The 21201-nt window shown below is 50.3% G+C and carries 19 protein-coding genes and 1 other RNA gene; 8 read left to right on the top strand and 12 right to left on the bottom strand.

Annotated elements, in window-relative coordinates; genetic code table 11:
- Nucleotides 1–27: 27 nt before the first annotated feature.
- Both B5F29_RS13500 and carB read right to left on the bottom strand, forming a co-directional pair.
- Nucleotides 28–486: a hypothetical protein gene (locus B5F29_RS13500; protein WP_242955671.1), complete on the bottom strand. Its 459-nt coding sequence runs from the start codon at nucleotides 484–486 to the stop codon at nucleotides 28–30.
- Nucleotides 483–3710: a carbamoyl-phosphate synthase large subunit gene (gene carB / locus B5F29_RS13495; protein WP_087155145.1), complete on the bottom strand. Its 3228-nt coding sequence runs from the start codon at nucleotides 3708–3710 to the stop codon at nucleotides 483–485. Before carB ends, B5F29_RS13500 begins: the two co-directional genes overlap by 4 nt.
- 197 nt (nucleotides 3711–3907) lie before the next feature.
- Here carB and B5F29_RS13490 point away from each other — a divergent pair, with 197 nt between their 5' ends.
- The 5 genes from B5F29_RS13490 to B5F29_RS13470 all read left to right on the top strand — a co-directional run bounded on the left by B5F29_RS13490 (nucleotide 3908) and on the right by B5F29_RS13470 (nucleotide 7427).
- Complete coding sequence (locus B5F29_RS13490; RefSeq protein WP_087155144.1) at nucleotides 3908–4447, top strand: methylated-DNA--[protein]-cysteine S-methyltransferase; 540 nt, start codon at nucleotides 3908–3910, stop codon at nucleotides 4445–4447.
- Between the two features lie 32 nt (nucleotides 4448–4479).
- Entirely contained in the window at nucleotides 4480–5043 is a 564-nt protein-coding gene (locus B5F29_RS13485) for a DNA-3-methyladenine glycosylase I (RefSeq protein WP_087155143.1), read from the top strand.
- Between the two features lie 77 nt (nucleotides 5044–5120).
- Complete coding sequence (locus B5F29_RS13480; protein WP_087155142.1) at nucleotides 5121–5576, top strand: MarR family winged helix-turn-helix transcriptional regulator; 456 nt, start codon at nucleotides 5121–5123, stop codon at nucleotides 5574–5576.
- On the top strand, nucleotides 5554–6153 hold the full coding sequence (locus B5F29_RS13475; RefSeq protein ID WP_162608439.1) for a cytidylate kinase-like family protein: 600 nt from the start codon (nucleotides 5554–5556) through the stop codon (nucleotides 6151–6153). The genes B5F29_RS13480 and B5F29_RS13475 overlap by 23 nt, the downstream gene beginning before the upstream one ends.
- A gap of 152 nt (nucleotides 6154–6305) precedes the next feature.
- The gene (locus B5F29_RS13470) at nucleotides 6306–7427 is read left to right on the top strand and encodes an aldo/keto reductase (RefSeq protein ID WP_087155140.1); all 1122 of its coding nucleotides are present in this window, start codon (nucleotides 6306–6308) and stop codon (nucleotides 7425–7427) included.
- A gap of 102 nt (nucleotides 7428–7529) precedes the next feature.
- Here the strand turns inward: B5F29_RS13470 and glgD are convergent, their stop codons facing one another.
- Nucleotides 7530–8645, bottom strand: coding sequence for a glucose-1-phosphate adenylyltransferase subunit GlgD (gene glgD / locus B5F29_RS13465; RefSeq protein WP_087155139.1), 1116 nt, complete (start codon nucleotides 8643–8645; stop codon nucleotides 7530–7532).
- 2 nt (nucleotides 8646–8647) lie between these two features.
- Entirely contained in the window at nucleotides 8648–9790 is a 1143-nt protein-coding gene (locus tag B5F29_RS13460) for a glucose-1-phosphate adenylyltransferase (protein WP_087155138.1), read from the bottom strand.
- A gap of 316 nt (nucleotides 9791–10106) precedes the next feature.
- Between B5F29_RS13460 and trxA the strand changes: the two genes are divergently transcribed.
- Both trxA and B5F29_RS13450 read left to right on the top strand, forming a co-directional pair.
- Complete coding sequence (trxA, locus tag B5F29_RS13455) at nucleotides 10107–10412, top strand: thioredoxin (protein ID WP_087155137.1); 306 nt, start codon at nucleotides 10107–10109, stop codon at nucleotides 10410–10412.
- A gap of 93 nt (nucleotides 10413–10505) precedes the next feature.
- Complete coding sequence (locus tag B5F29_RS13450; protein WP_087155136.1) at nucleotides 10506–11474, top strand: FUSC family protein; 969 nt, start codon at nucleotides 10506–10508, stop codon at nucleotides 11472–11474.
- 60 nt (nucleotides 11475–11534) lie between these two features.
- Here the strand turns inward: B5F29_RS13450 and B5F29_RS13445 are convergent, their stop codons facing one another.
- The 3 genes from B5F29_RS13445 to B5F29_RS13435 form a co-directional block, all read right to left on the bottom strand.
- On the bottom strand, nucleotides 11535–12293 hold the full coding sequence (locus tag B5F29_RS13445) for an exodeoxyribonuclease III (RefSeq protein WP_087155135.1): 759 nt from the start codon (nucleotides 12291–12293) through the stop codon (nucleotides 11535–11537).
- 19 nt (nucleotides 12294–12312) lie between these two features.
- Nucleotides 12313–12652: RNase P RNA component class A (gene rnpB, locus B5F29_RS13440), an RNA gene on the bottom strand.
- A 57-nt stretch (nucleotides 12653–12709) separates the two neighbouring features.
- Nucleotides 12710–13372 carry a phosphatase PAP2 family protein gene (locus tag B5F29_RS13435; protein ID WP_087155134.1) on the bottom strand — a complete coding sequence of 221 codons (663 nt, stop codon included), beginning with the start codon at nucleotides 13370–13372 and terminating at the stop codon, nucleotides 12710–12712.
- A gap of 161 nt (nucleotides 13373–13533) precedes the next feature.
- Here B5F29_RS13435 and B5F29_RS13430 point away from each other — a divergent pair, with 161 nt between their 5' ends.
- On the top strand, nucleotides 13534–14892 hold the full coding sequence (locus B5F29_RS13430; protein WP_087155194.1) for an MATE family efflux transporter: 1359 nt from the start codon (nucleotides 13534–13536) through the stop codon (nucleotides 14890–14892).
- Nucleotides 14893–15106: 214 nt separating this feature from the next.
- Here the strand turns inward: B5F29_RS13430 and B5F29_RS13425 are convergent, their stop codons facing one another.
- Genes B5F29_RS13425 through dnaG form a run of 5 tightly spaced genes read right to left on the bottom strand, consistent with a single transcriptional unit; the run spans nucleotide 15107 to nucleotide 21193 of the window.
- Entirely contained in the window at nucleotides 15107–16765 is a 1659-nt protein-coding gene (locus tag B5F29_RS13425) for a nucleoside kinase (protein ID WP_087155133.1), read from the bottom strand.
- A gap of 28 nt (nucleotides 16766–16793) precedes the next feature.
- Nucleotides 16794–17564: a Nif3-like dinuclear metal center hexameric protein gene (locus B5F29_RS13420; protein WP_087155132.1), complete on the bottom strand. Its 771-nt coding sequence runs from the start codon at nucleotides 17562–17564 to the stop codon at nucleotides 16794–16796.
- Nucleotides 17551–18276 (bottom strand): tRNA (adenine(22)-N(1))-methyltransferase, encoded by a 726-nt coding sequence (locus B5F29_RS13415; protein ID WP_087155131.1) that lies wholly within the window; start codon nucleotides 18274–18276, stop codon nucleotides 17551–17553. Before B5F29_RS13415 ends, B5F29_RS13420 begins: the two co-directional genes overlap by 14 nt.
- Before the next feature lie 3 nt (nucleotides 18277–18279).
- On the bottom strand, nucleotides 18280–19383 hold the full coding sequence (gene rpoD, locus B5F29_RS13410) for an RNA polymerase sigma factor RpoD (RefSeq protein WP_087155130.1): 1104 nt from the start codon (nucleotides 19381–19383) through the stop codon (nucleotides 18280–18282).
- Nucleotides 19384–19420: 37 nt separating this feature from the next.
- Nucleotides 19421–21193 (bottom strand): DNA primase, encoded by a 1773-nt coding sequence (gene dnaG, locus B5F29_RS13405; protein ID WP_087155129.1) that lies wholly within the window; start codon nucleotides 21191–21193, stop codon nucleotides 19421–19423.
- Between the last annotated feature and the right edge of the window lie 8 nt (nucleotides 21194–21201).

Here is a 21201-nt window from a genome sequence, read left to right as displayed (position 1 = left end):
CCGGGCAGCAATTTTCTCACCAACAATTCAGAATTCTATCTCTTTCGGATCCACTGGCGTTTCTTTACAAAACGGTATTCCGTCTTTAATTCCTTCATGTATCTTCAGAAAAAAATCTGTATAATAGCCAGTATAATCATAATCTGCAGGTGCTGCATTTTTAATTAATTCAATTAACTGCTCTGCCGCTTCCAGGCTGTCCCGGTCATTTAATCCGCCTATAGCTGGGCCACTTGGTCCGCTATACGCATAAATAAAAACCTCTTGTCCCTTTTCGTCTTGTCCCCGGAGACTATAAAGATACTGGTCCTCCATGTTTTTCGTCTCATATACTGGTTCTCCGAAAAGGCTTCTTAATTTTCCGTATGCCAATATAGAATCTTCCGGTATATTTGCAATCTTTGAAGAACCAGGAATGAGATCCCATTTATCTTCTGCGGAAAAATGGTAAACTCTTTTTCTCCTTTTTTCTATATCCACAATCATTCTTTCACCCGAATTTCGCTGTGCAGCTGCTGCAGGGATTTTACTTCTCCGTTGCCGTGCTGCTGTACGTAATGAATTCCTTTGAATGTGGCGCGTGCCGCCGCGATCGTGGTCATGTACGGGATCTTCGCTTTAATCGCCGCTTTCCGCAGATAGCTGTCGTCGTGGACGCTTTCTTTTCCGGACGGCGAGTTGACGATCAGGTCGATCTGACCGTTGGTAATCATATCCAGGATATTCGGACGTCCTTCATACAGCTTGTTTACCCGCTCCGCCGGGATTCCCGCCTCCTGGATCAGTCTGCAGGTCTCTCCCGTAGACACAATCCGGAACCCGCAGTCCGCAAATCCTCTGGCGATCTCCACCACTTCCGCTTTGTCTCTGCGGTTCACCGATATCAGCACAGTCCCGCCAAGCGGCAGTTTCGTCTGAGTCGCCTCCTGAGCCTTGAAAAACGCTTCCCCGTAGTACGGCGAAAGTCCCAGGACTTCTCCGGTGGAACGCATTTCCGGTCCCAGGATCGGATCCACCTCCGGGAACATATTAAATGGGAATACGGCTTCCTTTACGCCATAATATGGAATATCCTGCTCTTTCAGCCCCGGTACCGGCGATGGTCTTCCGGTCAGCTCCGATGTAATAATATCTACTGCCAGCGGCACCATGCGGATGTTGCAGACTTTGGAAACCAGCGGAACCGTACGGGACGCCCTGGGATTGGCTTCCAGCACGTACACTTTTCCGTTCTCAATCGCGTACTGCATGTTCATGAGGCCTCTGACATGCATTTCCTCAGCGATCTTCCTCGTGTATTCTTTGATCGTCTCCACATTTTCTGCGGAAATATGCACCGAAGGAATGATGCACGCGGAATCTCCCGAATGGATCCCTGCCAGCTCGATATGTTCCATCACGGCCGGGACGAACGCATGCGTGCCGTCGCTGATGGCATCCGCCTCGCACTCCAGCGCATGGTTCAGGAATCGGTCGATCAGGATCGGACGGTCCGGCGTCACGCCCACGGCCGCCTTCATGTATTCTGTCATGCTTTCATCATCATAGACCACTTCCATGCCGCGTCCGCCCAATACGTAAGAAGGACGCACCATCACCGGATATCCGATTCTTCTGGCGATCGCCAGCGCTTCGTCCACCGTCGTCGCCATGCCGGATTCGGGCATGGGGATCTCCAGCTTTTCCATCATCTCCCGGAACAGATCCCGGTCCTCCGCAAGATCAATGACGGCGGGCGGCGTTCCCAGAATCTTGACGCCATTTTTCTCCAGTTCCGAAGCCAGGTTCAGCGGGGTCTGCCCTCCGAACTGTGCGATCACACCCACAGGCTTCTCTTTCTTATAAATGCTCAGCACGTCTTCCAGTGTCAGCGGCTCAAAATACAGTTTGTCCGAAGTATCATAATCGGTGGATACCGTCTCCGGATTGCAGTTCACGATGATCGTCTCAAATCCCAGCTTTTTCAGGGACAGCGCTGCATGAACACAGCAGTAGTCGAACTCGATGCCCTGCCCGATCCGGTTGGGGCCTCCGCCCAGAATCATGACTTTCGGCTTGTCGGTGCGGATCGGATTTTTGTCCGTTCCGTTGTAAGTGGAATAATAATATGCACTGTCCGGCGTCCCGCTCACATGGACGCCTTCCCAGTTTTCTTCCACTCCGATGGCGATGCGGCGCTCCCGTACCCGGTCCTCCGGGATCTCCAGAATCCGGCTCAGATATTTATCCGAAAATCCGTCCTTTTTGGCTGCCGTAAGCATCTCGTCCGTGGGAAGTCCGCCTTTGTATTTAAGCAGCGCTTCCTCCTCTTCTACCAGTTCTTTCATCTGCTGGATGAACCAGACTTTTACCTTGGTCAGCTGATGGATCTCTTCCACCGACGCCCCCTTGCGCAGCGCCTCGTACATGATAAAATGACGGTCGCTGCACGGCGTGATCAGAAGACGCAGCAGATCCTCCTTCGTCATTTCATGATAATTCCTGGCATAGCCCAGACCGTAGCGTCCCGTTTCCAGACTTCGCACCGCTTTCTGGAATGCTTCCTTATATGTTTTTCCGATACTCATGACTTCGCCGACCGCGCGCATCTGTGTTCCCAGCTTGTCTTCCACGCCTTTAAATTTTTCAAATGCCCAGCGGGCAAATTTGATCACCACATAGTCGCCGTCCGGCACATATTTGTCCAGTGTGCCGTATTTTCCGCAGGGGATGTCTTTCAGCGTCAGCCCTGCCGCCAGCATCGCCGATACCAGCGCGATAGGGAATCCCGTTGCCTTTGAAGCCAGGGCGGAAGAACGTGAAGTACGCGGATTGATCTCGATCACCACAATCCGGTCGCTGACCGGGTCGTGAGCGAACTGTACGTTCGTTCCTCCGATCACCTGCACCGATTCCACAATCTTGTATGCCTGCTCCTGCAGACGCTTCTGGACTTCCTCTGAAATGGTCAGCATAGGTGCGGAGCAGAACGAATCTCCTGTATGGACGCCCATGGGATCAATGTTCTCAATAAAGCAGACCGTGATCATATTGTTGTCCGCATCACGGACGATCTCCAGTTCCAGTTCTTCCCAGCCAAGGATCGATTCTTCCACAAGCACCTGTCCCACCAGACTGGCCTGCAGGCCTCTGGCGCAGACCGTCTTCAGTTCTTCCCGGTTGTACACCAGTCCGCCGCCGGCGCCGCCCATGGTATAGGCCGGACGCAGCACCACCGGATAGCCCAGTTTCTCAGCGATGGCAAGCGCTTCGTCCACACTGTACGCCACTTCGCTTCTCGCCATCTCGACCCCCAGCGCATTCATGGAATTCTTAAACTCGATCCGGTCCTCGCCCCGCTCGATGGCGTCCACCTGGACCCCGATCACCTGTACCTGATATTTTTCCAGGATGCCTGCCTTCGCCAGTTCTGCGCACAGGTTCAGTCCGGACTGTCCTCCCAGATTCGGCAGCAGCGCGTCCGGGCGTTCTTTGGCAATGATCTGTTCCAGCCGTTCCACATTCAACGGCTCTATATAGGTCACATCCGCTGTCTCTGGATCCGTCATGATCGTGGCCGGATTGGAATTAACCAGTACAATTTCATATCCCAGTTTCCGCAGCGCCTTGCACGCCTGAGTGCCGGAATAGTCAAACTCACAGGCCTGTCCGATGATGATCGGTCCGGATCCTATGATCAGTACTTTGTGAATATCTGTTCTCTTTGGCATAGTTCCCTCCTGATATGGTATTAATCTCTCTATTGCCATTATAATAGAGAACGGATAAAAGGGAAAGAATATTTTCTTCCGGAAATCGCCCTTTTCGTATTTCTGTCAAACAGTTCCCATGCCGGTCTCTGTGTGGTAAAATAAATCACAAACAACCGTTCTGTTTTACCGCAGAACGCCGAAGAAGGGATATCAATATGAACTATATTACCACCTGTCCGTCTCCCGTCGGAATGCTGACTCTGGCCTCTGATGGCGAAGCGCTGACCGGGCTGTGGATCGAAGGCCAGAAATATTTTCTGTCCACACTCCGGGATGCAGCAGAAGAAAACGGAGATCTTGCGGTCTTCCAGTCTGCCCGCGGCTGGCTGAAACGGTATTTTTCCGGCAAAAAACCGGATATCGGAGAACTCCCGCTGCGTCCTTCCGGGAGTCCATTTCGTCAGGAGATCTGGAAGCTGCTCTGCCGGATTCCCTACGGAGAAATGACTACATACGGCACACTCGCCCGGGAAGCGGCGAAACAGTTGAATCGCAGTACCATGTCGGCCCAGGCGGTGGGCGGGGCAGTCGCCCACAATCCCATCAGCATCATCATTCCCTGCCACCGGGTTATAGGATCCGACGGCAGTCTGACCGGATATGCCGGCGGCATTGATCTCAAGATCCACCTTCTGAAACTGGAAGGGGCAGATCTTTCCGGACTCTACGTTCCGAAAAGCAGCTCTGCTCCCTGACCGCGGCGGCAAAGCAGAAAGGAGTTTTTACTATGGAATGGACAGACCAGAAAACCAGGTGCTTCTGGGCCAATCCGAAAAACGAACGGTACATCCGCTATCACGATGAAGAGTGGGGCGTTCCGGTACATGACGACCAGCATTTGTTTGAAATGCTGATCCTGGAGTCTTTCCAGGCCGGACTGTCCTGGGAATGCATTCTCAATAAAAGGGAACGTTTCCGGGCTGCATTCGATGATTTCGATCTGGAAAAAGTCTGCAGATACGGAGAAGAAAAGATAAATGCGCTCTGCCAGGACCCGGGTATCGTACGCAACCGCCGGAAAATTGAAGCGGCAGTAAACAATGCGCGTATCTTCCAGGATATTCAGAAAGAGTACCAGAGTTTTTCCAATTATCTCTGGAAATGGACCGACGGAAAGACCATTTATGAAACAGGGAAAACCCGTTCCGATCTGTCGGACGCGATCTCCGCAGATCTGAAAAAAAGAGGAATGAAATTCGTCGGAACTACGATCATCTATGCCTATCTGCAGGCGGTGGGCATAATATATTCCCACGAAAAGGGATGTTTCCTGGAGCATATGCCTCATTGACGCCTGATCCCCCATATTGACATTCACGTGTAGCCATGATATAAATATCTCATAGCATGAGATAAAGCGGGTGCGATATGGATTATCGGGAAAAAGCGAAAGATTTTCTCTATTATATGAAAAAACTGAATCAGATGCCTATGATCAGGAATCTAAGCGGTATGTCCTTCGGCGAGCAGGCAGTGCTGCATTATCTGAGTCTTCAGAACGACAGCGTCTCAGCCGGAGAACTGACGAGCGCCTTCGGCATCCGGAGTTCCCGGACCGCAGCGATCCTGAACGCACTGGAAAAGAAAGGCTACGCACTGCGCAGCGCGGATCCCTCCGACCGGCGGCGCGTACTCGTCTCCATCACAGAGGAAGGACGGACTGTCGTCGACGAAAAGAGCAGCGAAGGCATCGAGCATACGGCTGCGTTTCTGGAAATGCTCGGCCCCGAGGATGCGGAAGAATTTATCCGCATTGTCCGGGACGCGGTCACCCGAAGTCAAAAAAAGGAGAGTGAATATCATGACGAAATCATTGGCAATTGAAAGAGAATTTGGAAGCGGTGGACGTGAGATCGGGAAAATGGTCTCTGAGATGGCCGGAATTCCTTACTATGACGGAAATCTTATGGTCAAGGTGGCAAAAGAGAAAGGAATTTCTCTCGACCTGCTGAAAGAATACGATGAAAAAAATACAGGCAGTTTTCTCTATAATATCGCTCTTTTCGCCAGCTATAACCAGGGCGGGAACCAGTCTAAAATCTACGAGTTGTACTACGAAGTACAGAAAGCCATTAAAGATCTGGCAAAATCCGGCCCGGCTGTATTTGTGGGCAGGTGTTCCACCGAAATCCTGAAGGAGGATTCCAAGGCAGTCAGCGTATACATATATTCCTCCGATCAGGCCAAACGAATTGACCGGATCATGAGGACCGAATCGGTGACAGAGGCGGAAGCAAAGAAGATGCTGGAACGCAAAGACCGCCAGCGAAGTGATTATTTCAAATACTGGACAGAAAAAAACTGGAAAGACCGCAGCAACTATGATATGGAGCTGAACACATCCACCTTGTCCTCAGAAGAATGCGCCCGGATCCTGCTGCGCGCCATGGGCGTCGACTAACATATGCAGGATACACTGCGCGCCCGGAATAAACGGCTATAACCTGCAGGCATGAACCTTCATTTTTACTAGGCATTAGACAGGTATCCGGGAAAGCATTACAATAAGGAAAAAGGCCCGCTGGACCGGCGGGAAGAAAGGAGACTGCAACTATGTCATACTTAGGAGAGGACATCAAAAAACTGGGATTCGGCCTTATGCGTCTGCCGCAGAAAGACGGCCAGATCGACGTAGAACAGGTAAGGAAGATGGTCGATCTTTTCCTGGCTGCAGGATTTACTTATTTTGACACCGCATGGGCGTACGCAGGCAGTGAAGAAGCGATCCGTCAGGCTCTGGTGGAGCGCTATCCCAGAGACCGCTTCCAACTCGCCACAAAAAACGCCGCATGGATCAACTGCAAAACCAAAGAAGAGGCAATGGCACAGTTTGATACTTCCCTGAAAAAGACTGGCGCCGGATATTTCGACTTTTATCTGCTGCATAATCTGGGCGAGTCCAGGACCAAATACTTTGACGATTTTGACATGTGGAGCTGGATTCAGGAGAAAAAGCAGGAAGGACTGATCAAACACGCAGGATTTTCCTTCCATTCTACCCCGGAGGAACTGGATGCGATTCTGACTGCCCATCCGGAGATGGAGTTCGTTCAGCTCCAGATCAATTACGCGGACTGGGAAAATCCGGCCATCCAGTCCAGAGCATGCTATGAAGTGGCCAGAAAGCACGGCAAACCGGTTATCATCATGGAACCCGTCAAAGGGGGTATGCTGGCAACGCCTCCGAAACCGGTGGAGGATATTCTGAAAGCCGCTGAACCGGATTCTTCTCCCGCATCCTGGGGCATCCGTTTTGCCGCTGACCTGGAAGGAATCATCACCGTTCTGTCCGGCATGAGCAGCGTGGAGCAGATGGAGGACAATCTTTCCTACATGAAAGACTTTTCCGGTCTGAGCGACAAAGAAAAGGAGACGCTGAAACAGGCGCAGGAAGCCCTTGCAGCGATTCCCCTGATCCCGTGCACCACCTGTAATTACTGCGCGAAAGTCTGTCCGCAGAACATCGGTATCTCCGGTTCTTTCACCGCAAGGAACCTGCTGACCCTGTACGGGAACAAAGAGACCGCCAAAGGACAGGAGTCATGGCTGGTCGGCGGACACAGCAAAGCTTCCGCCACAGAATGTATCAAATGCGGTAAATGTGAGGAAGTCTGTCCGCAGCATATTAAGATCCGGGATCATCTGGAAGAGATCTGCAAGTCTCTGCTCAGTTAATTTCCGATCTGCATAATATCCGCTAAAAATCGGCATATGCCGTGAAAACGCCGCCGGATGCATCTGCATCCGGCGGCGTAACTTTTGCTCTGTCTATGATTTTTATACCATATCGTTTCTTCTGATATATCCCGGCGTCTTCGGATCGGCGATGATCTCTTTCATCTTCGTGACTCTCGCGTTCTTATCCACGACCTGTCCTTCGATATGTACGCCTTCTCCGATCACTACATTGGTGAGAAGAATACAGTTCTTCACCACTGCCCCCGGTTTGATCACGCACTCACGTCCAACCACGGAATTTTCCACGGTTCCCTCGATGGTGCAGCCGTTTGCCACAAACGATCTCTTCACATCAGCCGTCTCAAAATACTGGGTAGGACAAGAATCATTGGTCCTGGTATAAATCGGCCAGGAATCGTTAAACACCGCTTTTGCCGTCTTCAGATCCAACAGAGACATATTTCCGTCATAATAACTCTTGAAATCGGTGATCGGCGCGAAAAATCCTCTGTGCGCCACTCCGCGGATATCCATCTCGCTGCATTTATCATTGATAATCATACGGAGCGTGTACATGGAAGACGTCTTCTGCGCCTCTTTCAGGAGTTCAATGAACACCTCTTTTTTCATAACATAGGTATCCATGAAAATATTGCGGTTTTTCAGCTTTCCGTTGTTCCGCTCGAAGGACTCTACGCCTTTCTGGCGGTTCAGATTCACGCAGTAGCAGTTCTGATATGCCTCTTTTGCGTTGTCTACGGAATGGTACAGCACCGTGATGTCCGCCTCGGACTCAATGTGAGTCTTCAGCAGCGCATCAAAATCCTGCGTGTAAACCATGTACGCCGGAGCGATCACCACATGCGTATTGGAGGTATTCTCAATATGCTCCAGATTTGCCATATATGCTTTTACATCCGTATTGTAGTAATCATTTTCCTCCTGGGAATCCGTAAACATGATCTGCACGTATCCGCTCTTGGAATTAATATTAAAATGACGTCCGGTTCCGATATGCTGTACTAAAGACTGAGGTCTTCTTCTTACATATACCTGGATCCGGTCGATACCGCTGTTGGAAAAGTTGGAAATCGGAAAATCTATCACCCGATATCTTCCAAGGAAAGAAAACGCTCCTATTGAACGATAATTCTCCATCCCGTCTACCCAAATATGGTTTTCAGAAAAGCTTACAATTCCTAATGCTCTTGCCATAGTCAACCTACCCCTTTTACATTTTTCGCTATCAGTTCGATGTGTTCGCTGTTCGCGTCGCCCACCACTGCCTGACTGCCAATTTTTACTCCGTCCGCTACCAGGGCGCGCTGTACAACCGCTCCTGCCTCTACAATAGCTCCCGGCATCAGTACGCTGTCCAGAACCTGTGCGCCTTCGCCTACCTGAGCGCCGGTAAACAGCACAGAATTATGTACTTTCCCTTCTACCGCACATCCCTGAGTAATATACGCGTTCTTTACATCCGCTGTTTCAGAAATGTACTGCGGGAATGTGGGGGTATCTTCCGTATAAATCTTCCAGGTACGGTCGTCCAGATTCAGGCCGCTCTTCTTGTCCAGCAGATCCATATTGGCTTCCCAAAGGGAATCGATCGTTCCCACGTCTTTCCAGTATCCTTTGAATTTATACGCAAACAGTCTCTTTCCGTCATTCAGAAGCGTCGGAATGATGTCTTTTCCAAAGTCATGGTTCGAAGACTCATTCTTCATATCTGCCACCAGCATCTTACGCAGCAGCTTCCAGTTAAAAATATAGATGCCCATAGAAGCAAGATTGCTCTTCGGATGTTCCGGTTTTTCCTCAAATTCTACAATCTGGCCGGTCTCCGTATCTGTATTCATGATACCAAAACGGCTTGCCTCTTTCATAGGCACTTCGATTACGGCGATCGTCGCGTCCGCATTATTTTCTTTATGATACTTCAGCATCTTCGCATAATTCATTTTGTAAATATGGTCGCCGGACAGAATCAGAATATACTCCGGCTCATAACTGTCTACAAAATCAATATTCTGGGAGATCGCGTCCGCTGTTCCCCGGTATACATTCAGATTCACATCCGATTTTTCACGGGGCGGCAGCACGAATACGCCGCTGTCACGGGCATCCAGACCCCAACTGCTTCCTCCTGCCACATAACTGTTCAGGAGCACAGATTCATACTGCGTCAGAACACCGACAACATCAATGCCGCTGTTCGCACAGTTACTCAGCGGAAAATCGATAATCTTATACTTTCCGCCATACGCCACAGCCGGTTTTGCGACCTTATTGGTAAGATCGTGCAGACGGGAGCCTCGCCCACCGGCCAGAATCATTGCCAACATGCTATTCTGTTTCATAAGAAAGATCCTCACTTTCATTTAAATACTTTATTATTATACAATTTTATGAAAAAGAAAGCAATTTCTGCTTTAATTTTTTTCGTTTTTGCACAATTATCTCAACAAAACCCAGCTATTACAGAGCCAACTTTGTGCATTTTGACCATATGTCAATCGTGTATTCTTCCATTTTCCGCTTTTGTTCCCCTTTTTTGCCTTTTTTCTCCGTAACCATGGTTCCCGGCTTCACCCGTAAGTGATTTTGTCACAGAAGTATTTCCGTAAAACCGTTATTATCAGCTCATAAAACAAAACAAGAAAAGGAGGACAAAAAATGTCTGCTGTCAACATTAATAAAACCAATTTTCAGGAAGAAGTAACCCGCTCTGACAAACCTGTTCTGCTGGACTTCTGGGCTCCGTGGTGCGCTCCATGCCGTATGGTTGTTCCCATCATAGAAGAGATCGCCGACGAACGCCCCGACATCAAAGTCGGAAAAATCAATGTGGATGAGCAGCCGGAACTGGCCAGTCAATTTCATGTAATGAGTATCCCTACATTAGTGGTGATGAAAAACGGCAAAATTGTGAATCAGGTCATGGGGGCCAGACCTAAGGCAGCTATCCTCGCAATGATCTGAGACCGAAGAAAATCTTATTCTTGACAGATAATACAGATTCTCCCATTATATAAACAGACATTCATACCAGTGTCGGAAGGGAGATATTCAAGAATGAACAAAAGAATTGCCGGGAAATTACTGAACTGTTACCAACAGCTTGCCGAGGCTGCCGGATTGCGGCTGAACGAAGAAGAAGGCACAATGTACGGAACCTACGGCGGCTACCAGATGCTTGTCCATCCATTTGTTTCCGGTTCCAGAGCATATTTTTACATGCTGACCGTGGAGATTGCCGCTCAGGCGCGGGATTCTTCGCTCACAAAACAGGACTGCAAGATTTACAAAAAGGAACACCGCAATGTATCCTCTCTGGCGCAGAATCAAAATCTGATTACCATGACTTTGAAAAGTACATCGAACCAGGAAAAATTACGCGCTGTCTTTTTAGAGGAACTTCAGAATCTGACTTCTTATCTTCGCTTAAAGGGATACGAAAACTGCTGTCAGCTCTGCGGAAAAACCGGAGAGGATACTTCTCCCTGCACCATATCCGGCTTTTACGCGCAGCTTTGCTCTGACTGCTTTCAAAATGTAAGTCAAAGCGCCATACTTGCCCAGCAGGAATCCAGGGCTGCGGGCGAAAATGTCATCGGCGGCATTGTAGGCGCGCTTCTTGGCACGCTTATCGGGGTTGTCTGTATTATTATTCTGAGCCAGCTCGGATACGTGGCAGCCTTGTCCGGAGTTGTTATGGCAGTCTGCACTCTGAAAGGATATGAGATGCTCGGCAGGAAGCTCTCGAAGAAAGGCATCATAATCTCCTGCATCCTTATGATTGTCATGACTTACGCGGGGGACCGTCTTGACTGGGCTATCGTTGTTGCCAGAGAACTGGCATGGGATGTCTTTACTTCCTACCAGGCAATCCCATGGCTTCTTCAGGAATTTATCATTGAGCCGTCTGTCTACTGGGGCAATCTGGCAATGGTTTATGTATTTCTTCTTCTTGGAGCCGTGCCCACTATTATCAGCACTTTAAAAAACAAAAAAATCCAGGGGACAATCACCCGGATCGATTAAAAAATACCAGGCCGTCTGTTCTCTTTCCGAAACAGACGGCCTGCCTCATATCAGACTCATTCAATCTTTTAATATCAGTTCCACCGGGCAATGATCGCTGCCCATCTGCTGTGTCAGAATCCTGCTGTCTTCGATGTGATCTTCATATCCCTCTGACACCAGAAAATAATCGATACGCCACCCCGCATTCTTCTCTCTGGCCTTAAAGCGGTAAGACCACCAGCTGTAGACCCCTTCCAGATCCGGATACAGATAGCGGAAAGAATCCACAAATCCGGACGCCAGCAGGTCTCTCATTTTCTGACGCTCCTCATCCGAAAATCCGGCATTGCCGCGGTTGGTCTTTGGATTCTTCAGATCGATCTCTTCCTTCGCCACATTAAAATCCCCGGTGACGATCACCGGTTTTTTCTCCTTCAGGGCTCCCAGATACGCGCGGAAGTCGTCCTCCCACTCCATCCGGTAATCAATACGCGCCAGTCCCTGCTGTGCATTAGGCACATAGACATTGACCAGATAATATCCGGGATATTCCAGGGTGATCGTCCTGCCTTCCGTATTGTGACGGTCCAGTCCCAGATCATAGGACACATTCAGCGGCACTTCTTTCGTCAGGACCGCTGTTCCTGAATAGCCCTTTTTCTGAGCGCTGTTCCAATACACCGTATAATCTCCAAAATCAAAATCAGCCTGATCCGGCTGCATCTTGGTCTCCTGCAGGCACAGCACATCCGGCTGCTCCCGCTCTACAAAATCCATAAATCCTTTCGTCATGCAGGCCCGCAGACCGTTCACATTCCAGGAATAGAGTTTCTTCATGGTATTCTCCTTTATAAAAATGGCAAGCAGGACGATAAGCCGGGTTATGTCGTTGAGCAATCATCTATCTAGACGTGCTGTTGCCAGCACGCTCCAGCGACCTACCTGAAGCTGACGGGCCGCCATATGCTTCTGCTTGGTCTTGCTTCGGATGGGGTTTACATGTGCCCCGTCTGTTACCAGCCGGGCGGTAGTCTCTTACACTGCCTTTCCACCCTTACCAGGAATAATCCTGGCGGTTTATTTCTGTTGCACTGGCCTTGGAGTCACCTCCACCGGACGTTATCCGGCATCCTGCCCTGTGAAGCCCGGACTTTCCTCACCTGATATACATCAGCCGCGATTGCCTGTCCTACTTGCCGTTTCTATATTCTATCCTACTGAAATACCTCTGTCAAGCGCCGAAGTCCTGCCGCTTATTCTGTCTGTTCCCTCCGGATCTGTATTTTTTCCTCATGTTTCGCAAATACAGTCTCAAATACAGCCCACAATACGCCAAACAGCACCACCGCTCCGATCACATCCAACGCGGAATGTTGTTTGGTGAACATAGTGGAGAGAATGATCGCCGCAGCGAAAAATCTGCCGACCCAGATGCCTGCCTTTGGAAGCCGGTCTCTCTGAAGCTCCAGCGTATACTGCAGAGCCAGGGTCACATACGCGTGCATGCTTGGGAATACCGCTTTCGGCGTATCCACAGACTGTACAAACTTCATCAGCCAGCCGCTGAGCGTCGCCGTATCATAGGTAATACTCTCCCGGAAATCAAGGCCCGTCGGCCACAGATAAGTGATCAGCAGGAAAATGTTCATACCCATGGTCAGGATCAGAAGCGCTTTCGTATAGTCTTCCCCATCCAGGTTCCTGACCGCCAGCACCGCGCAGACAATGATATACGGGAACCAGCTCAGATACGGGAAAATAAACGCCGGCACATGCGGGATTACATCATCCAGCCGGCAGTGAATAATCGTCACCTGCTCCGGCGGAAAAATCTCCTGGTACACGAACAGCGACATATAAACCGCAAACCAGACCGCCAGCAAAACCAGATGCTTCTTTCTGATAAATTCTTTCATTTCTATAGCCCCATTTCACTTTGAAACATTTTCTGAATGCGCTTCTAGTCTAGCTGTCTTGTCCTGTTTTGTCAAGAAAACTTCATTTTCTCTTTACAACTTCTAAACATGCTCCTATACTGAGGGACGGAATATTTGTATGAGGAGGAATCATCGTGAATATGCAGACAGAAACCGTCAGCCAAAACGGGCTTATGACGGATGGAAATATATTGAAAAAAATTATCTTTTTCTCTGTTCCGCTGATTCTTGGAAATCTGCTGCAGCAGCTTTACAATACCGCAGATTCCATCATCGTTGGAAATTTTGTGGGAAGCAATGCGCTTGCCGCCGTAGGGTCCAGCACTTCGCTGATCAATCTGCTGATTGCTTTCAGTCAGGGCGCAGCCGTCGGAGCGGGCGTTGTTGTCTCTCAATATCTGGGCGCAGATGACCGCAAAGGAATCCGCGACGCTGTACACACTTCCATGGCTATCGCGCTGATTCTGGGAATCGCGCTGACTATCGGAGGCGTATTTTTAAGCCGGCCTCTGCTTTTATGGATGCATACGCCCCAGGATGTCCTGGCAGATTCCGTCGCCTATCTGCAGATCTATTTCGGCGGCGTCGTGTTTAATGTTCTCTACAATATGGCTTCCGGCATTCTGAACGCCGTCGGCAATTCCAAGCGTTCCCTGCTCTATCTGGGTTCTGCTTCCATCACGAATATTGTACTTGACCTTCTTCTGGTAAGAGGATTCCATATGGGTGTCGCAGGAGCCGCTATCGCCACCGATATCAGCCAGCTTGTCTCCAGTGTCCTCGCAATTGGATTTCTGATGCGCGTTCCGACTTCCTACCGGATCAGTCTCCGCCAGATCCGCATCCAGAAGAAAATGGCGTCCCGCATTATCCGGATCGGTCTTCCTACCGGCATCCAGAACATGGTCATCTCTTTCTCCAATGTTCTGGTTCAATCCAGCGTAAACAGGTTCGGCGCCGATGCCATGGCCGGCTTCGGCGCTTACATGAAAATCGACGGCTTTAATATTCTGCCGGTCACAAGCTTCAGTATGGCTGTCACGACATTTACCGGTCAGAATTACGGCGCAGGGAAGATTGACCGGGTCAAAAAAGGCATGTGGGCGACTCTTGCCATGGGATTTCTTTATACCGTCGCCACAGGAGCGCTGCTGCTTCTCTTTTCTGATCCTCTGATGCGTATGTTCACTGACAACACGGCCGCAATCGCCTACGGCGAACTCACGATGCGGTATTTCTGCCCGTTCTATTTTCTGCTGAGTATCCTGCACGGGCTTGCGGGAACGGTAAGAGGCACCGGAAAAAGCATCCCTCCGATGGTGATTCTTCTGGTTTCCCTGTGCCTGTTCCGCATCGTCTGGATTCAATGGATCCTTCCGTTTTTTCCGGCAATTGACGGCGTCTTCGTCCTCTACCCGGTCTCCTGGCTGCTGGGCGTGATCCTGATGGTTCTGTACGCGTGGAAAGGCCGCTGGCTTCCGCAGAATAAAGTAAAATAGAAATCCCCGGTGCAGCTTACAGATCTGTAACTCTGTATTCATCTGTGTGTAAGCTTCCTCTGCTATGTTTTTATTATAGGAGGAAGCTATATGAAACATTTTGTATGCCTGATAGGTGCCTCCTCCTCAGGATTTTTTATGAGGTTTGAAAAGGCATAAAAAATCCAGGAGCCATATCTCCCGGATTTTTCATACCTCTATATGCAATTAATTCCTACACATGAAAATAGCTTCCGCCGATAAATTCCCGAAGAATGGAATTATTCGGAACCCGCTCGCTGTCGATCCCCAGGAAGTAATCCAGGAATTTCAGAAGGCGTTTTGCCTCCGGATATTCCGGATCTTCCGGGCGGATACTGAACAGAAGCGGTTCCGCGTACTGTTTCAGCACCGCCAGCTCGTAGACCAGCGCGGAATTGAACACCACGTCGGCAGTCTCCTGATAGGGGAAGATATTTTCATCCTCTCCCCTGCGCACAGACGGCCACATGGCGATAGTCCGCCGGGCAGAGGATCCCCGTGTCCTGGCGTCCCGCACGATCCGGCGGAGCAGGCGTCCGTCCGTCGTCGGAATCCTGTTATGCTCATCCACGTTCAGCTGCGTAAGCGCGCTCAGATAAATTTTGAATTTATTCTCCTTCGGCAAAGAATAGGATAATGCGTCGTTCAGACAGTGGATTCCTTCGATCACCAGCACATCGTCGTGCCCCAGCTTAAGTTCGTTGCCCTTATACTCTTTCTTTCCGGTCAGAAAATTGAATGTGGGCAGGGCTACTTTCTCTCCCCGCAGAAGCGCCTGCATCTGGCTGTTGAACAGCTCAATGTCCATGGCTCCCAGACATTCAAAATTATAGTCGCCGTTTTCATCCCGCGGCGTGTCTTCCCGTTCCACAAAATAATTGTCCACAGCGATAGGATGCGGTTTCAGTCCGTGCGCCATCAGCTGGATAGACAGCCTGTGGGAAAAAGTTGTCTTGCCGGAAGAAGACGGACCGGCGATCATGATCAGTTTCTTATCCTCCCGGGATGCGATCTGCGCCGCGATGTTTCCCAGTTCTTTCTCCATCATGGCTTCCTGGGCGAGAATGATATTGCCGATCTCCCCGTCCACAATCTTCTCGTTCAGCGCCCCGACCGTACCTGCACCCAGTACCGTGCTCCATTTCCCGGAATTTTTCAGCGCGGTAAATACTTTATACTCCGGCGCGAAAAGAGCCAGTTTACCCGGATCTTTCATGGGCGGGAACTCCAACACAAATCCTTCGTCAAACGGAATCAGGTCAAAACATTTCAGGTATCCGGTATCGGGCACCATATATCCATAATAATAATCCTCGAATCCGTCCAGGCAGTATACATTGACTGTTGAACTTCTCCGGAAACGGAACAGACGCGCCTTATCCTTCATGCCGTGCCGTTCAAAATGTTCGATGGCTTTTTCCACCGGAAGGCTTTTCTTTTCAATAGGCACTGCCTGCGCGGCCAGCTCCTCCATCCGCTCTTTTACAGATGTCAGAAAACGCTCATCCACTTTCATGTCCTGTGCCGTACAGTAAAATCCTTCGCTGACTGTGAAATGAACACGGATGCTTCGCGCCGCTTCCATGCCTGCCACATCGGATACCGCTTTCAACATAAGGAGTACGGCGCTTCTCTTATACGTCTCATATCCCGCCTTATCGCTGATGGTCAGAAATTCCACACTGCAGCCGTCCTCTGCCGTGCGGAACAGTTCTCTCATTTTATGCCTCTCTTTTTCCAGAACCAGCACAATAGGATATTCATAATCTTTCTGATACGCATCGGCCAGTTCTCTGTATGTCATATCGTCCCTGACATCAACTTTCTGACCTGCAACGAATATGCGCTTCATCTCCTGCACCTTCCTTATAAGTCTGTTTTTAAATTACCGCAAAAGGATGGCGGACCGGCACGCAGGAGATACGGACTCCGCTTAAAGTCTTCTCCAGATATGCCTTAACGTCCTCCATAAAAATATGCTCGATCCCGTAATGTCCCGCATCGATGATACACAGCCCCTGATCCACCGCGTCAATCCCTGTATGGTGGTCAATATCCCCGGTAATATAGACGTCGCATCCGAAACGAAGAACCTCCTTCATCGTGCTCTTTCCTGCTCCCGGACAGATCGCCGCTGAATAAACTTCCTTATTCAAATCTCCGAAAATCTTCACGTTCGGTATCCCGTAAGCCTCCTTGACTTTCTCCGCGCATGCTCTCAGAGTCATCCTCTCCGGCAGCACGCCGACTCTGCCGATGCCTTCTCCGTCTTTGACTTCCTCCAGCACCGTGCATTCCTGCAGATCCATCATCCTGGCCGCCAGATCCGCCATCCCTCTGGTATCATAATTTGTATGCATGGCATAATAAGAAATGTCATGACGGATCAGGGCGAGAAGCCTGCGGCCATTCATATCTTCATCCGTCACTCTTTTGATTGCGGAGAAAAGCATGGGATGATGGGTAATCAGCATGTCGGCCTCCTGCTCCACAGCCGTCTGTACTGTCTCATCTGTGGCATCCAACGCCAGCAGGATCCTTTTCACTTCTTTATCGCGCCTTCCTGCCAGCAGCCCCACGTTATCCCACTCACAGGCGTATTCCGGTGAATACTCCCGCTCTATTGCACAGCAAATCTCACTGCATTTCATATTCTGTTTCCCCTCTCTTCTGCCGGGAGATTCCGTACAGCGCTTCTTCCAGCCGGCGCTTTTCTTTTTCCAGTTCTCCCATACGGACAGAATTTTCCTGTCCGTGCTCTTTCAGCCGCCTCCGGATATTTTCATTTTTCCTCAATTCGTTCCGTATATAGGCTTCAAAGACCGCCGGAGATTTCTGCCGATCCGTACTCCCATAATACAGTTCCACTTCTCCCGGTGTCTGCTGTTCTCCGTGAACCGCTTTCATTATAGGATAAAACTTTCCCGCGTCCTGTACCATGTCTTCCTCTGTGATCCGGTATCCATTTTCACAGAGCCATTTTCTCACCAGATGAATCTCTGACTGCGGCTGCAGGATCAGCTCCTTCACGTCGCACAGACAGTGCGCTCCGCCCTTCAGGATCCTTACAGTTAATGCTCCTCCCATACCTGCAATCAGCACCGTGTCTGCTTCTCCTGCCCGCAGCGCAGTCAATCCATCCGACAGCCTGGTTTCTATGTATGCAGAAAGCTTCTGCCCGCGGATATGCTCTTCTGCTCTCTTCAGAGGTCCCGGATTCACATCCATGGCCACTGCGAAGGAGATCCTTCCCCCGAGCACCAGAGCGATCGGTATATATCCATGATCCGTTCCCACATCTGCAAGCCGGCTCCCATACGGGACTTTGGAGGCCAGCCGCTCCATCCTTGCGGAAAGCTGCATGGCTTACTCCAGAAAGTCCTTTAATTTCCGGCTGCGGCTGGGATGACGGAGTTTGCGCAGAGCTTTCGCCTCGATCTGACGGATACGCTCGCGGGTGACGTTGAACTCCTTGCCCACTTCTTCCAGGGTCCGTGCCCGTCCGTCATCCAGTCCGAAACGCAGGCGGAGCACTTTCTGTTCCCTCTCAGTCAGCGTGCTCAAAACCTCCACCAGCTGTTCCTTCAGAAGCGTAAACGCCGCTGCCTCTGCCGGTACCGGAACATTGTCGTCCTGGATAAAATCGCCCAGATGGCTGTCCTCTTCTTCTCCGATCGGTGTTTCCAGAGACACCGGCTCCTGGGAGATCTTCAGGATTTCGCGCACCCGTTCCACCGGCATATTCATCTCTGCCGCGATCTCCTCCGGCTGCGGCTCTCTTCCCAGTTCCTGAAGAAGCTGGCGGGACACGCGGATCAGTTTATTGATGGTTTCCACCATGTGCACCGGGATACGGATCGTACGTGCCTGGTCTGCGATGGCCCTGGTGATTGCCTGACGGATCCACCAGGTCGCGTAAGTACTGAATTTATAGCCTTTGCGGTAATCGAATTTTTCCACCGCTTTGATCAGACCCAGATTGCCCTCCTGGATCAAATCCAGAAACAGCATGCCGCGGCCCACATAACGCTTCGCGATGCTGACTACAAGACGCAGATTCGCCTCCGCCAGACGTTTTTTGGCTTCCTCGTCTCCCTGCTCCATCCGTTTCGCCAGCTCGATCTCTTCTTCCGCGCTCAGAAGCGGCACTTTGCCGATCTCCTTCAGATACATACGAACCGGATCCTCGATGCTGACGCCATCCGGCACGGACAGATCGATCTGTTCCATATCCACTTCATCTTCATCCGTCAGGATGATATTGGCGTCGTCATCGTCATCCGTGATCCGAAGCACGTCAATATTGTTGTGTTCCAGAAAATCCAGAATCTTTTCAAACTGTTCTGCATCCAGATTCATATCGCTGAAAAAATCACTGATCTCCTGATACTCCAGCACATTCTTTTTCTTTTTTGCCAGTGCAAGTAATTCTTTCAGTTTATCGCTGAATTTGGTTACATTTTCTTCCATATTGGTTCTTCCTTCCATAATTGTTCATATTTTATCCTTAATCCAAAGAAATATGCAATTTCTCCATATCCCGGCGCTTCTGCACGATTTCCCGAAGCTTGTCCATATCGCCCGGATCCATATGCTCCGTCTGCCAGGAAATGCTGTTCTGCTTTACTCTCAGGATCGTTTCCTGTAATGCCTTCTCTTCTCCCCCTCTGCCGGACAGGGATGGGATCGACTGCTCCAAAAGCTCTGCCAGCTTCTGCTGGTCCTCTTCTTCTGTAAACTGCTGGAAAAGCGCCGCCGGATTCAGCTTTCCTTCCCCGGCCTGCACGGACAGCAGCTCGGCCACTCTCCGGCAGAAAGGATCGGTAAAATCCTCCGGTTCCACATAGCGGACAATGTTCCGGTACAGCTTCAGATCAGAACTCATCCAGCTGAGCAGTAATTTCTGCGGACGGAGGCTTCTGTCCTCCGTTTTTTTACGCCGCTGGCTAAGAGGAGCAAGCGGCTTGTCCTCCCTCCGGATCTCACCCAGATGCTCTCCCACCTGGCTGACCATCCGCGTCAGCTCCTGATAGGTCAGATGATAGCGTTCCGCCACCGCTTCAATATAATTATTCCGCTCAATCCCCGCTTCAAATTCCAGGAGTTTTTTTGAAACCTCCCTGAAGAATGCCGTCTTGCTCTCCGGTTCCCGGAAATTATATTGTCGCTCCAGGATGCGCAGCTCGAAAAAGAAGCTGCTCTCCGCCTGATCTATCCGCTTCTGGAACTCATCGGCGCCCAAGGCCTTGATGAATTCATCCGGATCCTTATATGGCTCCATATTAATGACCTTTGCGGTCAGTCCCGCGTCCTTCAGGATAGGGATAGCCCGCATGGCCGCCCGTACTCCCGCGTCATCGCTGTCATAGGTAAGCAGGACTTCATTGGTATAACGCTTCAGCAGTACTGACTGCTGCTGGGTGAAGGCAGTCCCCAGCGATGCCACAGCCTGATTGAATCCCGCCTGGTGCATGGCAATTACATCCATATATCCTTCGCACAGGATGAGATTGGATTTTCTGGAAACCCTCGCCAGATTCAACCCGTAAAGATTGCGGCTCTTGTCAAAAGCCCTCGTCTCCGGGGAGTTGAGATATTTAGGTTTTCCATCGCCCATCACACGGCCGCCAAACCCGATAACCCTGCTGCGGATATCCATAATAGGAAATATCACCCGGTTCCAGAACTTGTCATACATGCCATGCTTTTCATCCGCCTGAAACAGCCCGGACTCTTTCAACAGGTAATCCGAATAGCCTTTGCCCTTCAGATACCGGTACAGTTCACTGCCGCTTTTTCCGGCGTATCCAAGGCCGAATTGCTGCATGGTCTTTGCAGAAAGCCCTCTTCCGGTCAGATAATCCATTCCCAGTTTGCCTGCCGGTTTGCGCAGAAGGTAATAATAATAACTGGCTGCCAGTTTGTTCACTTCCAGAATCTGTGCCTTCAGATCGGCTTGTTTTCTTTCTTCGGGGGATACTTCCCGGTCTGGCAGCTCTACGCCCGCCCGGTCCGCCAATGTCTTCAGAGCTTCCGGGAATGTCAGATTCTCGTATTCCATAACGAATTTAAAGACGTCCCCTCCAGCCCCGCAGCTGAAACAATGATAGATCTGACGGGACTGATTGACTGACATGGATGGATTGCGGTCATTGTGAAACGGACAGATTCCCACATAATTGCTGCCTTTTCTCTGCAGCCTGATATACCCGGATATCACGTCCACGATATCGCTTCTCGACCGGATCTCCTCTACCAGATCCTGTGAATAGTAGTTCATGAAATCAC

It is taken from the genome of Lachnoclostridium sp. An196 (assembly GCF_002160135.1).
GTDB lineage: Bacteria > Bacillota > Clostridia > Lachnospirales > Lachnospiraceae > Hominiventricola > Hominiventricola avistercoris.
This window is presented reverse-complemented; position numbering and strand designations above follow the sequence as displayed.